This window comes from Nitratireductor aquimarinus (assembly GCF_017255295.1).
Lineage (GTDB): Bacteria > Pseudomonadota > Alphaproteobacteria > Rhizobiales > Rhizobiaceae > Nitratireductor > Nitratireductor aquimarinus.
The window spans coordinates 38774-51671 of sequence record NZ_JAFKDE010000007.1 but is presented as its reverse complement, the minus strand read 5'-3'; the positions used below and the strand labels follow the sequence as shown (position 1 = coordinate 51671).

General features: G+C 61.5%; 13 protein-coding genes and 1 tRNA gene. 6 read left to right on the top strand and 8 right to left on the bottom strand.

Annotated elements, in window-relative coordinates; all coding sequences use genetic code 11:
* Positions 1-112: 112 nt before the first annotated feature.
* The 3 genes from lysA to argH all read right to left on the bottom strand — a co-directional run bounded on the left by lysA (position 113) and on the right by argH (position 3123).
* Positions 113-1384 carry a diaminopimelate decarboxylase gene (gene lysA, locus JYP46_RS13015; RefSeq protein WP_206548327.1) on the bottom strand — a complete coding sequence of 424 codons (1272 nt, stop codon included), beginning with the start codon at positions 1382-1384 and terminating at the stop codon, positions 113-115.
* Between the two features lie 77 nt (positions 1385-1461).
* Complete coding sequence (lptM, locus tag JYP46_RS13010; protein ID WP_113153139.1) at positions 1462-1665, bottom strand: LPS translocon maturation chaperone LptM; 204 nt, start codon at positions 1663-1665, stop codon at positions 1462-1464.
* A gap of 36 nt (positions 1666-1701) precedes the next feature.
* Positions 1702-3123, bottom strand: a complete 1422-nt coding sequence (argH, locus tag JYP46_RS13005; protein ID WP_206548326.1) for an argininosuccinate lyase — start codon at positions 3121-3123, stop codon at positions 1702-1704.
* Between the two features lie 32 nt (positions 3124-3155).
* Between argH and tlpA the strand changes: the two genes are divergently transcribed.
* The gene (tlpA, locus tag JYP46_RS13000; RefSeq protein WP_206546206.1) at positions 3156-3836 is read left to right on the top strand and encodes a thiol:disulfide interchange protein TlpA; all 681 of its coding nucleotides are present in this window, start codon (positions 3156-3158) and stop codon (positions 3834-3836) included.
* Between the two features lie 54 nt (positions 3837-3890).
* On the opposite strand, the gene JYP46_RS12995 is transcribed toward tlpA, so the two are convergent.
* Positions 3891-4247, bottom strand: a complete 357-nt coding sequence (locus JYP46_RS12995) for a 6-pyruvoyl trahydropterin synthase family protein (protein WP_113153137.1) — start codon at positions 4245-4247, stop codon at positions 3891-3893.
* 274 nt (positions 4248-4521) lie between these two features.
* Here JYP46_RS12995 and JYP46_RS12990 point away from each other — a divergent pair, with 274 nt between their 5' ends.
* Both JYP46_RS12990 and JYP46_RS12985 read left to right on the top strand, forming a co-directional pair.
* Complete coding sequence (locus JYP46_RS12990; RefSeq protein ID WP_206546207.1) at positions 4522-5049, top strand: putative pterin-binding protein; 528 nt, start codon at positions 4522-4524, stop codon at positions 5047-5049.
* 44 nt (positions 5050-5093) lie between these two features.
* Positions 5094-7487 (top strand): putative bifunctional diguanylate cyclase/phosphodiesterase, encoded by a 2394-nt coding sequence (locus JYP46_RS12985; protein WP_222474110.1) that lies wholly within the window; start codon positions 5094-5096, stop codon positions 7485-7487.
* 12 nt (positions 7488-7499) lie between these two features.
* Here JYP46_RS12985 and JYP46_RS12980 read toward each other — a convergent pair whose 3' ends face one another.
* The gene (locus JYP46_RS12980; protein ID WP_206548325.1) at positions 7500-9137 is read right to left on the bottom strand and encodes an AMP-binding protein; all 1638 of its coding nucleotides are present in this window, start codon (positions 9135-9137) and stop codon (positions 7500-7502) included.
* A gap of 66 nt (positions 9138-9203) precedes the next feature.
* Positions 9204-9288 (bottom strand) — tRNA-Leu (locus tag JYP46_RS12975).
* Positions 9289-9445: 157 nt separating this feature from the next.
* On the opposite strand from JYP46_RS12975, the gene JYP46_RS12970 reads away from it, so the two are divergent.
* Positions 9446-10027: a YqaA family protein gene (locus JYP46_RS12970; protein WP_206546210.1), complete on the top strand. Its 582-nt coding sequence runs from the start codon at positions 9446-9448 to the stop codon at positions 10025-10027.
* Positions 10028-10036: 9 nt separating this feature from the next.
* On the top strand, positions 10037-10543 hold the full coding sequence (locus JYP46_RS12965) for a disulfide bond formation protein B (RefSeq protein WP_206548324.1): 507 nt from the start codon (positions 10037-10039) through the stop codon (positions 10541-10543).
* A 20-nt stretch (positions 10544-10563) separates the two neighbouring features.
* Here JYP46_RS12965 and JYP46_RS12960 read toward each other — a convergent pair whose 3' ends face one another.
* Together JYP46_RS12960 and JYP46_RS12955 are read right to left on the bottom strand one after the other, a co-directional pair.
* Positions 10564-11121, bottom strand: coding sequence for an HNH endonuclease (locus JYP46_RS12960; RefSeq protein WP_113153132.1), 558 nt, complete (start codon positions 11119-11121; stop codon positions 10564-10566).
* A 132-nt stretch (positions 11122-11253) separates the two neighbouring features.
* Positions 11254-11898, bottom strand: a complete 645-nt coding sequence (locus JYP46_RS12955) for a DNA-3-methyladenine glycosylase family protein (RefSeq protein WP_206548323.1) — start codon at positions 11896-11898, stop codon at positions 11254-11256.
* A gap of 88 nt (positions 11899-11986) precedes the next feature.
* Here JYP46_RS12955 and gluQRS point away from each other — a divergent pair, with 88 nt between their 5' ends.
* Positions 11987-12871: a tRNA glutamyl-Q(34) synthetase GluQRS gene (gene gluQRS / locus JYP46_RS12950; RefSeq protein ID WP_206548322.1), complete on the top strand. Its 885-nt coding sequence runs from the start codon at positions 11987-11989 to the stop codon at positions 12869-12871.
* Positions 12872-12898 lie beyond the last annotated feature (27 nt).

Genomic DNA, 12898 nt, shown 5'->3' with positions numbered 1-12898 from the left:
CACATTGCCGCAGCGCGCGTGAATCGCACGCCCTGTCATCATGAAGGATAGCAGTAAACGCGGCGAAGGCGAGGCGGCGCGCGAAATTGTGATCCGCGCGCTGCAGGTGGTTTTACTCGGCGAGCCAGTCCGGCATCGAGTCGAGCGCGATCAGCTCTTCAAGGCTCAGCCGGGGCCGAATCACGTGGAACCGGTCGCCATTCACCAGAACTTCAGGCACAAGCGGGCGCGAATTGTAGGTGCAGGCCTGCACCGCGCCATAGGCGCCGGCAGAGCCGACGGCGATCAGGTCACCGGCCTTGAGCGCAGGCAGCTCGCGGTCGAGCGCCAGATAGTCGCCCGTCTCGCAGACCGGACCGACAACATCGGCGACGAGCGTGCCGGCATTCTCGTCCGGTTCGGCGACCGGGCGAATGGCGTGGAACGCCTCGTAAAGCGTGGGGCGGATGAGGTCGTTCATCGCTGCGTCCACGATGACGAAGTTCTTCGCTTCGCCTTCCTTCACATAAACCACTTCCGACACGAGGATGCCGGCATTGGCGGCGATCAGGCGGCCGGGTTCGAGCATGACCTTCAGACCGAGCTTCTTCATGTGCTTGCGCACGACTTCGGCATAGGCGTCGGGCAGGGGCGGCTGGTCGCCATCCTCCGCGTAGGGAACGCCAAGCCCGCCGCCGAGATCCACATGCTCGATGGCGTGGCCGTCGGCGCGCAGGGTTTCGGTCAGCTCCGTCAGCAATGCGAAAGCATCGTCAAAGGGCTGCAGCTCGGTGATCTGGCTGCCGATATGCATGTCGATGCCGGACACTTTCAGGCCCGGAAGCTCGGCGGCGCGCGCATAGGCGGCGCGGGCGTCCTTCCAGCTGATGCCGAACTTGTTCTCCGCCTTGCCGGTGGAGATCTTCTTGTGTGTTTTCGCGTCGACATCGGGATTGATGCGCAGCGACACATTGGCCGTCAGCCCCAGCGCGGTGGCGCGGGCGGAGAGCTGTTCAAGCTCGGGCATCGATTCGACGTTGAAGCAGAGAATGCCGGCCTGGAGCGCGAAGTCCATTTCGCGTGCGGTCTTGCCGACACCGGAAAACAGGATCTTGTTCGCAGGCACGCCGGCGGCCAGCGCACGGCGCAGCTCGCCTTCCGAGACCACATCCATGCCGGCGCCGAGGCGGGCAAGCGTGGTCAGAACTGCCTGGTTGGAGTTTGCCTTCATGGCGTAGCAGACGAGCGCGTCCAGCCCCTCGAAAGCTTCCGAGAAGACACGGTAATGGCGCGTCAGCGTTGCCGTGGAATAGCAGTAGAACGGGGTGCCGACGGCTTCCGCAATGGCGGGCACCGGCACGTCTTCGGCGTGCAGCACGCCGTCACGATATTCGAAATGATTCACGGCAGCAGGCTTTCGGCTGAGCGTTTGGTTGTCTGGCTCGCGCCGTCATGCGGCGCAAGCCTTTTCGGTCCGATGCTCTAGAGCAGACCGTCGAGGATGAACGGACGATCTTCGACCGGTTTTTCCGGCGCCGGCGGGACGGGCTGGTCGTTGCGTTCAGCTTCCTTGCGCGCATCCACTGCCGCCTCATAGGGCGAATCAAGTGGCGCCTTGCGCCCGCAGGCGGCAAGGCCGAGCGCGAGGCCGAGCATGACAAGGGTGAGCGTGCGGCGGGCCGTCATGAGCGTTCCATTCCTCGAAAGTGCGTGGGCTGCGTTTTAGCGCTTTTTGGCGGGCGTTGCATCCCGTTTCAGGCGTTTCTTCCATGCGCTGATCTGGCGGGTCACTTCGGAGGGCGCGGTGCCGCCATAGGAGGTGCGGCTTTTCACGGAATTGCTGACCGACAGCACCGAGAAAACGCCATCGTGAATGGCCGGGTTGATCGCCTGAAGGTCTTCCAGCGCAAGCTCTTCAAGCCCGCACTTCTTTTCCTCGGCAAGCGCCACGGCGCGGCCCGTCACGTGATGGGCCTCGCGGAACGGCAGGCCCGCTTCACGCACCAGCCAGTCGGCCAGGTCGGTTGCGGTGGAGAAACCGGCTCCGGCGGCCTCCTTCATGGCGGTCGTGTTGACCTCCATGTCGCCGACCATGCCGGTCATCGCGGCAAGCATCAGGTCGAGCGTCTCGGCAGCGTCGAAGACGGCTTCCTTGTCTTCCTGCATGTCCTTTGAATAGGCGAGCGGCAGGCCTTTCATCACCGTCAGCAGCGCGATCAGGTCGCCATTGATGCGGCCGGTCTTGGCGCGGATCAGTTCAGCGGCGTCCGGGTTCTTCTTCTGCGGCATGATCGAGGAGCCGGTGGAGAAGGAATCGGACAGGCGCACGAAGCCGAACTGCGGCGTCGACCAGATGACGATTTCCTCGGCCAGACGCGAAAGGTGAATGGCGCAGATGGCCGAAAGCGACAGGAACTCCAGCGCGAAATCGCGGTCCGACACGGTGTCGATGGAGTTGCGGGTGGGCTCGCGAAAACCGAGCGCCTCTGCCGTCATGTGACGGTCGACGGGGAAACCCGTGCCGGCAAGGGCGGCCACGCCGATCGGGCTTTCGTCCAGCCGCTCGATGGCGTCGCGCACGCGCGAACGGTCGCGGCCGAACATTTCGACATAGGCCATCAGATGGTGGCCGAACGTGACCGGCTGTGCCGACTGCAGATGCGTGAAGCCCGGCATGACGCTCGCAGCGTGTTCCTCGGCGCGGGTGAGAAAGGCTTCGATGAGGCCGCCAAGCGCGGCATCGACGCGCTGCAGCTCTTCCTTGACCCAGAGGCGGAAATCGAGCGCCACCTGATCATTGCGCGAACGCGCCGTGTGCAGGCGTCCTGCGGCCGGTCCGATAAGCTCGGCCAGACGCGCCTCGACATTCATGTGAATGTCTTCGAGCCTGGTGGAAAAGGTGAAGGAGCCAGCCTCGATCTCTGACAGGATCGTGTTCAGGCCCTCAACGATTTTTTTCTCGTCGTCAGCCGAAATTATGCCAGTCTTTGCCAGCATGGCGGCGTGGGCCAGGCTGCCGCGAATGTCCTGGGCGTAAAGCTTCTTGTCGAAACCGATGGATGCGTTGATCGCTTCCATGACGGCATCGGGTCCTGAGGCAAAACGTCCGCCCCACATGCGGTTGCTGGCTTGGTCTTCGCTCATCATGATAACCGGGCGCTAGTGTGGAAAGAAGAATGTCGAAGCAGAAACAAAAATTCCCGGCACTTCGCTTGGTCGTCCTGGCTGTTGCCGCGGGCGCTATAGCGGGTGCGATTGCGGTATACGTGAAGGGTGGGCTGGATGGCAACAAGCCGGCGACCCAGATTGCCGTCGATGCAGACAATGCGGTCTGTGAGGCAAAGCAGGAGCAGGCGCGCGCCATTGGCGCTGCGGCAACCGGTCACGTGGCGGCCATGCTGGCTGCCGATCCGCCGCGCTCTTTGAAAACACTGGCCTTTGCCGGTCCCGACGGCGAGGCGATGTCGGTCGGTGATTTTTCGGGCCGCGCGATCCTGATCAATCTCTGGGCCACCTGGTGCACGCCCTGCCGTGAGGAAATGCCGGCGCTTGATGCGCTGCAATCTGCCAAAGGCGGCGACGATTTCGAGGTTGTTGCGGTCAATGTGGATCGCGGCGACGATGAAAAGCCGACCGCGTTCCTGGAAGAAACGGGCATTGAGGCCCTGGGCTATTACCGCGACAGTTCGATGAAGATTTTCAACGATCTGAAAAGTCAGGGGCTGGCGCTTGGCCTGCCGGTGACGCTGCTTCTCGATGGGGAAGGCTGCCTCATGGCGCATATGAACGGACCCGCCGAATGGGCGAGCCCGGATGCCGGGCGTCTGATCGACGCGGTGGTTGCGAACCAGAAATAACCCTGTCGGGGAGCTTCATACTCCCCGAAATCGCTCCGGCAGCGGAAAGCCTTTTCAGGCAGCCGCGCGCGGGCTGTAGACGCAGCCTTCGGCCTGCCCGTCAGGTCCACGTTTGACCTCAACACGATCAACCGTGAGCGTTGTCTCCGAAAGCTTGTCGAAAATCCATTTGGCAAGATTTTCGAGCGAAGGGACCGACAGGCCGTCGATCTCGTTCAGATAGGTGTGGTCCAGGGTCTTGTGGACGACGGCTATCTGTTGTTCGACTTCATAGAGATTAGCCGCCCAGCCATAAACCGGGTCAGGTTCGCCGACGAGATGGACGGAGACCTTGAAGGAATGCCCGTGCAGACCGGAATAAGGCTCCAGCTTGTGCGCGGCCTCGAATGTAAATTCCTTGTACGTTTCCACTTCCTAATCCCCTGACTTTAAATGGATTTTCGGACTCACGATCGTTTCTTCCGGAGGAAGCTTTACCTTTCCTCAAGGCTGAGCGACGCCTGCCGTAGGTCGATCGGACGATCTGTTGTATAATCCTTTTGGCTTAAAGGTTTGGCACCCGCTTTGATGCCTGTCAATCTACCGGGACGAGTGTGCCAAAAGAGGTGTGCCGTTAACCTGTTGTTTGATTAGCCGGCATTATCCTTGGCTGCGTTTTAATTTACGCCAGCAAAGAGGCTCAAGAATGACCAATAAAAATAACCGCGGAGGCTGGTTTGCGGCACTGGCGGTGCTGCTTTTCTCGTTTGTGGCTCCGGCCGCTGCGCAGAATGCCGAACTGCCAAAGCCCGAGGGCAATGTCATCCTGACGATTGACGGCAATATCGGTGCGACCAATGGGGAAGGCGTCGCCGATTTCGATATCGCCATGCTCGAGAAGCTGAAATCCGCAAAGATCAAGACGAGCACACCCTGGTTCGACAATGAGGTCGAGTTCGAAGGGGCGCTGATGACCGAGCTGATGAAGCTCGTTCAGGCAGATGGCAAGGAAGTGGTTGTCACGGCGCTGAACGACTATCAGGCGCCGGTGCCGATTGCCGATTTTGCCGAACATGGCACGATCCTCGCCTACAAGCGCGACGGAGAGTACATGCCGGTCAGCGACAAGGGGCCGCTTTTCATCGTCTATCCTTACGATTCCTCACCTGAACTGAACACGCAGAAATACTACTCTCGTTCTGTTTGGCAGATTCGACGCTTTACCGTTCGCTAGGCGTCTGACAAGCTCTGTTCATGGCGGAACCGGAAACAATACATATGAAGCGTCGCACGGCCTCTCGTGTAGTGCAGGTGGTTCTTTCCATCGGCATGATCGCATTGGCCGTTGCGGCGCTTTATATTTCTGTTCTGGTGTTCCAGCGTCAGGAAGCACTGACGCAGATCTTCCGCTACAACATCGCCTATAGCGCCAGCCAGGGCATGAACGAGCTCCTGCGCTTCAGGCGGACCCTGACGGCGGCTCTCATCGATCCGCCGCAGGTTACCAAGCAGGATGTGGAGCTGCGCTACCAGATCCTGCTCAGCAGGCTGAGCCTGTTCGAGCAGGGCGAATTCATGAATTTCGTCACTGCATTGCCGGAAAACCGGGAAACGGTCGACGAACTGGCAAGCGCGCTGGACGAAATCGGCGGATTTATCGGCGAAATCGACGATCCGGAAGTGGCCCAGCAGGCGCTCGACCTGACAGCGCCGCTTGAACGCAAGATGGTCGCGCTCGCTTCCAAGGCGAATGAATATGGAGCGACGGCGCAGGCGGAGGATCAGAGGCAGCTTCTCACGCTGCACTGGATATTCTCATCCCTTGCGCTTTCGCTCGTCGTGTCGGGCTTCATCTTCATCGCCATGCTGCGATGGCAGCACCGGCTGCAGATCAGTGTGCAGCAGCGGCTGAAAGCGACCAATGAGGATCTGTTGCGAACGAGCGCGGAGCTCAGCGAAAGCGCTGCCGCCGCACGTCGCGCCAATGAAGAGCTGATTACCCAGAACCTGCTCTTCAACACGGCGCTGAACAACATGTCCCACGGCCTTTGCATGTTCGATGCAGAGGGCAAGCTCATCGTCAGCAATCAGAAGATGGAGAACATCTACGGCCTGAGCCAGGAGCAGCTCCGGCTGGGCACGTCGCTCGACATGCTGATCCAGCATATGGTCGAGACGGGCGCCTGCGCGGAATATGAGGCCGAACAGCTCTCTCAGATGCAATGCAAGCTGATCGAAGAGGATCGGTCCGATACGCTGATACAGGAACTGCGCGATGGACGCACCATTCTGATTTCCCACCAGCCGATGCGCGGCGGTGGCTGGGTTGCAACTTATGAAGACATAACCGAGCGGCACAAGGCGCAGGCGCAGGTTGCCTATATGGCCCGCCACGACACGCTGACCGATCTTCCCAATCGCATTTTGATGCGTGAGCAGCTGGAGGACATTCTTGCCTCCAGCAGCGACCGGGGCCTCGCCACGGCGGTGATGTGCGTCGACCTCGACAATTTCAAAAGCATCAACGACACGCTCGGCCACCCGGTTGGCGACGCCCTTCTGCGCGCTGTTGCCGGGCGCATTCGCAACACGGTGCGCGAGACGGATGCGGTGGCGCGTCTTGGCGGCGACGAATTTGTGGTTGTTCAGGGCAATGTCGAAAAGCCGGAGCAGGCGAGCAGCCTGGCCAAGCGGCTGATCGAGGCGCTGGACGAACCCTATATCATCGAGGGGCATCAGGTGCTCACCGGCGCAAGCGTCGGCATCGCCATTGCCGAAGCCGACGAACAGGGCGGTGACCTTCTCATGCAGGCCGACGTAGCGCTCTATCAGGCCAAGGGCGATGGGCGCGGCGTGTTCCGCTTCTATGAGGCCGGCATGAACAAGCGCCTGCAGCGCCGTCGCTCGCTGGAGGCGGAGTTGCGCGCGGCCAATCTGGACGAGCAGTTCCATCTCGTCTTCCAGCCGATCATCGGGCTTGGAACCAACCGGGTCACCACCTTCGAGGCGCTGCTGCGCTGGACGCACCCGGTGCACGGACCGATCTCGCCGGACGAGTTTATCCGCATTGCCGAGGAAACGGGCGCGATCGTGCCCATTGGCGAATGGGTGCTGCGCCGTGTCTGCCTTGAGATGAAGTCGCTGCCGGACAATATCAGCATCGCTGCGAACCTTTCGCCGATGCAGTTCAAGCGGGATGACATCGTGGAGACGGTCGCGCGTGTTCTCTCCGAGACCGACACGCCGGCAAACCGCCTCGAACTCGAGATCACCGAAACGCTGCTTCTGGAAGACAGCCGCAAGCTGCACACGGATCTGCGTCGCCTGCGCAAGCTGGGCACCCGCATCTCGCTCGACGATTTCGGCACCGGCTATTCGTCGCTCAGCTATCTGCAGAAATTCGCCTTCGACAAGGTGAAGATCGACCGCCTTTTCATCAAGGAAATCACCAAGAGCGCGGATCAGGCGGCGATTGTTCAGACCATCGTGAACCTGGCCTTCACGCTGGGCATGACCACGGTGGTGGAAGGTGTCGAGATGGAAGAGCAGTTGCGCATCATTCGCGCCATGGGTTGCGATGAAGCGCAGGGCAATCTGTTCAGCAAGCCGATCCCTGCCTCCGACATTCCCGACTTCCTGGCTGCGCACAAGCTTCGCCGCTATGCGGCCTGATCCCGAAAGCCTTTAATCTTCTGCACGTTCGTTTCGCGCGCGCTCGCGGAAAATGCGCCGTATGACCTTGCCGGTCGTCGTGAGGGGCATGGATTCCACGAAAGCGATTTCGCGCGGATATTCGTGGGCTGAAAGGCGTTCACGCACCCATAATCGAATGTCCTCGGCAAGCGCATCGCTGGGGTCGGCTCCCTCGCGCAGGACGATATAGGCCTTCACGATTTCGGTGCGCACGGGATCGGGCTTGCCCACGGCGGCGGCGAGCGCCACGTCGGGATGGCCCGTCAGGCAATCCTCGATCTCCGTTGGCCCGATGCGATAGCCGGCCGAGGTGATGACGTCATCGTCGCGTCCGACGAAATGGATGTACCCGTCTTCATCGCAAACGCCCTGATCGCCGGTCGTCATCCAGTCGCCGACGAATTTTTCGGCGGTCGCGGCTTCGTTCTCCCAGTAACCCAGAAACATCACCGGGTCGGGCCTCAGAATGGCGATGTCGCCAGCCTCATGGGCGGGCAGGCGGCGACCCTCCCTGTCGATGACGGCAACCCGGTGTCCGGGAACCGGCAGGCCGATCGCGCCGGGCCGCCCCACATTGAGCGCATGGCAGGACGAAAGGACGAGGTTGCATTCGGTCTGTCCGTAGAACTCGTTGATCTCCAGACCGAGCGCATTGCGCGCCCACTCGAATGTTTCGCGTCCGAGCGCTTCGCCGCCGGAGCCGATGGTGCGCAGGGAAAGGTCGAAACGCTTCCGGATATCGGGAACGGCTTTCAGCATGCGCAGCGCCGTGGGCGGGATGAAGGCGTTGCGCACCTTCATCTTCTCCATAAGGCCAAGCGCCGTTTCGGGGTCGAATTTCTCAAACCGGCCCGCGACGACGGGAGTGCCGAGATAAAGGCCGGGCAGGAGCACGTTGAGCAGTCCGCCCGCCCACGCCCAGTCGGCCGGGGTCCACAGGAGATCGCCGTCCTGCGGCAGGAATTCATGGTGGAACTGAACGCCCGGCAGATGCCCCAGCAAGACCCGGTGCCCGTGCAGCGCGCCCTTGGGCGGTCCGGTGGTGCCGGATGTGAAAATCATCATGGCCGGATCGTCCGGCCCCGTAGTGGCCGCTTCGAAGGGGCCGGCATTCTCGGCGATGATGCGGTGAAAATCCTGCGTGTCGCCGCTTGCCCCGTCCACACAGACCGAAAGCCTCAGTGCGGGGAGCCTGTCCCGGATGCGCGCAATCTTGGAGAGTCCGGTATCATTGGTGATCACCGCTGCAGCGCCCGACGTGAACAGCCGGTATTCGAGCGCTTCGGCCCCGAAGAGGAGGGCGAGCGGCACGGCGATTGCGCCAAGCTTGTAGATCGCAGCATGCGCAATCGCGGTCTCGAAGGATTGCGGCAGGAGCAGAGCAACCCGGTCGCCACGCCTGATGCCGGCTCGTGCAAGGCCTGCGGCCAGCGCATCGGAGTGCGCGGCAAACATGCCGTAGGTCAGCGTGGCGGGTGTCTCGCCGGGCCTGTATTCGAAAAGGGCGATGCGTTCGGGCGCGCGTTTCGCCCAGTCATTGGAGATGGCTGTACCGATATTGAACGTCTGCGGGATGTTCCAGCGGAACCCGTCATAAAGCGCTTTGTAGCTTTCGCGCCGTTCAAGCATCGTCGTGACATGTCCTCCCCTGTCCGTCGCCTTGATGCTCTCGGGAACCAGTGTCCCTTGGGGAAATGGTGCCCCTGGCCGGACTCGAACCAGCACTCCTTGCGGAACTCGATTTTGAGTCGAGCGCGTCTACCAATTCCGCCACAGGGGCCCGCCGCGAACGGCCGGACAGGCAGCGGACTATACGGGGAAGCGGGGCTCCGTCAACACTTTGCGAGACAAAACGCCCCGCGTTTCGCGTCTTTTGTCGCCAGCGTTGCACATGGTCGCCGCAGCGGCTAGACAAAGCGCCTCATCGAGGGCCATCCATGCTTCGCAAACTCTACGACTGGACCATGTCGCTGGCAGCCACACGGCATGCCGAAAAAGCGCTGGCCTCCGTGTCTTTCATCGAAAGCTCCGTGTTTCCCATCCCGCCGGATGTGCTGCTGATTCCGATGGTGTTATCGGAGCGCGCCAAATGGCTGCGCTACGCGCTCATCTGCACCGTCAGCTCCGTTCTCGGCGCGCTTCTGGGCTATTTCATCGGCGCGTTTCTCTACGAAGCGGTCGGGCAGCCGATTCTCGCCTTCTATGGCAAGGAAGATGCCTTCGATCAGGTGGCCGGCTGGTACAACACCTGGGGCGGCTGGGGTGTGCTCTTCGCGGCGGTAACGCCGTTCCCCTACAAAGTGCTCACCATCTTTTCGGGCGCGACGGGGCTCAACCTCGTCACCTTCGTGGTGGTGTCGATCATCGGCCGCGGCCTGCGCTTCTTTCTGGTGTCGTGGCTGCTCTACAAGTTCGGCCCGCCGATCCGCGTCTTCATCGAAAAGAACCTTGGCCTTCTTTTTACCCTTTTCATGGTTTTGCTGGTCGGTGGTTTTGTCGCCATCCGCTACGTTTTCTAGAGGCCTTCCATGTCCCTTACCGCTCCCACCGGCGCCACCCAGAAATTGAGCGCTGCGCTGCTGGCCGTTGGCATGGCGGCGACCGTCGGCATCGCCCTCGGCTTCGAGCATATTGGCGGCTACATTCCCTGCATGCTGTGCCTTGAGCAGCGCACGCCCTATTACATCGGCGCGCCGTTGATGCTTCTGGCGCTGCTGGCGTCATGGTTGAAAGCGCCCGCCATTGTCACGCGCGGCCTGCTTCTGGCCGGTGGCGCGCTCATGCTCTACGGCATGGGGCTCGGTGCGTATCATTCCGGTGTGGAATGGGGCTGGTGGGAAGGCCCTGCCGATTGCGGAGCCGGTGCGGCGAACCAGGATTTCGGTGGCAATCTGCTCGATCAGCTCAACGCCGTGATCCCGCCCTCCTGCAGTGAGGCGGCCGGTCGTTTCCTCGGCCTGTCATTTGCTGGGTGGAACGTTCTGGCAAGCGCACTCTGGGCGATCATCGCCCTTCGCGCCGCCTTCAAGCGGTAGGAAAGCCGCTAGCGAACAGGCTAGGGCTGCAGTTCAACATCCCAGTAAAGGTAATCCATCCAGCTTTCGTGCAGATAGTTGGGTGGGAAGAGCCGCCCGTTGTTGTGCAGATCCTGAACGGTGGGGCGGTAGGGTTTTTGCTGCGGCCACATCTTTGCCCGTGAAGGCATGACGCCGCCTTTTTTCAGATTGCAGGGCGAGCAGGCCGCGACCACGTTTTCCCAGGATGTGACACCGCCAAGGCGGCGGGGAACGACATGATCGAAGGTGAGGTCTTCATGGGTGCCGCAATACTGGCACCGGAAGCGGTCGCGCAGGAACACGTTAAAACGTGTGAAGGCTGGATAGCGCGACGGCTTTACATAGGTTTTGAGGCAGATCACGCTCGGCAGCTTCATCGCGAAGGATGGCGAGGAAACCTGCTGGTCGTACTCGGCAACGATGTTCACCCGGTCGAGGAAGACTGCCTTGATGGCATCCTGCCACGACCACAGTGACAAAGGATAATAACTGAGCGGTCTGTAGTCCGCATTCAGCACCAGAGCAGGCATGCTGTCTGGCGAGGCCGCGATCGTCACGTCTTTGAAGCTCCTTCAACTGACCAAGTCGATCGATGCAAATACTGTAAGCCCGCCGTGACAGGATTGTGAAGCGCATATTTTGCTTTATGACATTTCAAACAGCTGGTTTTTCGCTGTTTTTTGCGTCGATCAGGGCAAAGGAGCGGCTTCGTGCCCTTTTCTCTCCCGATAATAGGCCCAGAACAGGCGTGCGGCGACGGCGCGAAGCGGCGTCCATGATTCGGCCAGCAAGGCCAGATCGCGGGGATTGGGGCGCTCGGACAGGGCCAGGGCATCGGCAACGGCAGCCTGAAGCGCGACATCGCCGGCCGGAAACACATCCGGGTGACCGGCGGCGACAAGCAGATAGACCTGCGCGGTCCATGGGCCGATGCCGGGCAGCGCGGTGAGCCGGGCGATGGCCTGATCGGCGTCAAGCGCACACAGCGCCTCAAGGTCGAGCCCGTCATCCCGGATCGCGCAGGAGAGCGCCAGAACGGTGCGCTGCTTGGCGCGTGAGAGGCCAGCAGCGATCAGCGGTTCTTCGCCGCCCGAAAGCACTGCGTCCGGTGTCAGCGGATTCACCAGCCTGACAAGCCGCCCTTCAATGGCGTCGGCGCTGGCGCGGGAAACCTGCTGGGATACGATGATGGAAACGAGGCTCGCAAATCCGGGTGCGGTGCGCCGGAGCGGAACCTCGCCCGCCCGCGCGCGCACGGCTTCAAGGCGGGGATCGATCCCGACAAGCGCGTCCAGCGCCTCCAGAATGTGCGCATCCGTGTCTATGCGGTGCATGGCGGCGCTGTGTCCTCTTCTTGCCGAGCACGAAAGAAAGCCGTAGCAATCGATGAATGCCGACCGCAACCCGATTCACGATTTACCCATGACACGCCCGGTTTTCCGGTTCGCGCCGAGCCCGAACGGCCAGCTTCATCTTGGCCACGCCTATTCCGCGCTTTTGAACCATCAGATGGCGCGCGAGGCCGATGGCCGGTTTCTCCTGCGCATGGAAGACATCGACGTGACGCGCTGCACGCCCGAGCTGGAGCGTGGCGTGCTGCATGATCTGGCCTGGCTGGGGCTTAACTGGGAGCAGCCGGTGCGCCGTCAGTCCGAGCATTTCGAAGATTATCGTGCGGCTCTGGAACAGCTTGTCGAGGCGGAGCTTGTCTATCCCGCCTTCATGAGCCGGGGCGAGGTGCGGGCGAGCATTGCCTGTTACGAGGCTGATGGCGCGTCATGGCCGCGTGATCCGGATGGTGCGCCGGTTTATCCGGGCGACGACAGGTACCTCACGCCGGAAGAGCGCGAAGCGCGCATTGCAGAGGGGGCGGCCTTCGCGTGGCGTCTCGACATGCGTGCGGCGATTGCGCATGTGGGCAAACCGCTTTTCTGGGACGAGACAGGGCAGGGACCGAAGGGCGAGACGGGAAGCGTTGCCGCCGATCCGGAAGCCTGGGGTGACGTGGTGATTGCGCGTAAGGAAATCCCCGCAAGCTATCACCTGTCAGTCGTCGTCGATGATGCGCTTCAGGGCGTCAGCCATGTGGTGCGTGGGCGTGACCTGTTTTACGCGACGGCGGTTCATCGCCTGCTTCAGGAGCTTCTGGGCCTGCCGGTCCCGCAATATCACCATCACGATCTGATCCTCGATGATGATGGTCGCAAGCTTTCCAAGAGCCGGGGTGACACGAGCCTCGACGCCCTCAGGGCAAGCGGCGCAACGCCGGAGGACATCAGGCGCATGATCGGCTTTCCGGTATCCTGACCCTGGATGGCCGCTGGTTTGCACCGA

Excerpts from the sequence above, each read along its gene's own strand:
- lptM (WP_113153139.1), bottom strand. The coding sequence starts at position 1,665 with ATGACGGCCCGCCGCACGCTCACCCTTGTCATGCTCGGCCTCGCGCTC.
- argH (WP_206548326.1), bottom strand. The coding sequence starts at position 3,123 with ATGAGCGAAGACCAAGCCAGCAACCGCATGTGGGGCGGACGTTTTGCC.
- tlpA (WP_206546206.1), top strand. The coding sequence starts at position 3,156 with ATGTCGAAGCAGAAACAAAAATTCCCGGCACTTCGCTTGGTCGTCCTG.
- JYP46_RS12990 (WP_206546207.1), top strand. The coding sequence starts at position 4,522 with ATGACCAATAAAAATAACCGCGGAGGCTGGTTTGCGGCACTGGCGGTG.
- JYP46_RS12985 (WP_222474110.1), top strand. The coding sequence starts at position 5,094 with ATGAAGCGTCGCACGGCCTCTCGTGTAGTGCAGGTGGTTCTTTCCATC.
- JYP46_RS12980 (WP_206548325.1), bottom strand. The coding sequence starts at position 9,137 with ATGCTTGAACGGCGCGAAAGCTACAAAGCGCTTTATGACGGGTTCCGC.
- JYP46_RS12970 (WP_206546210.1), top strand. The coding sequence starts at position 9,446 with ATGCTTCGCAAACTCTACGACTGGACCATGTCGCTGGCAGCCACACGG.
- JYP46_RS12965 (WP_206548324.1), top strand. The coding sequence starts at position 10,037 with ATGTCCCTTACCGCTCCCACCGGCGCCACCCAGAAATTGAGCGCTGCG.
- JYP46_RS12955 (WP_206548323.1), bottom strand. The coding sequence starts at position 11,898 with ATGCACCGCATAGACACGGATGCGCACATTCTGGAGGCGCTGGACGCG.
- gluQRS (WP_206548322.1), top strand. The coding sequence starts at position 11,987 with ATGACACGCCCGGTTTTCCGGTTCGCGCCGAGCCCGAACGGCCAGCTT.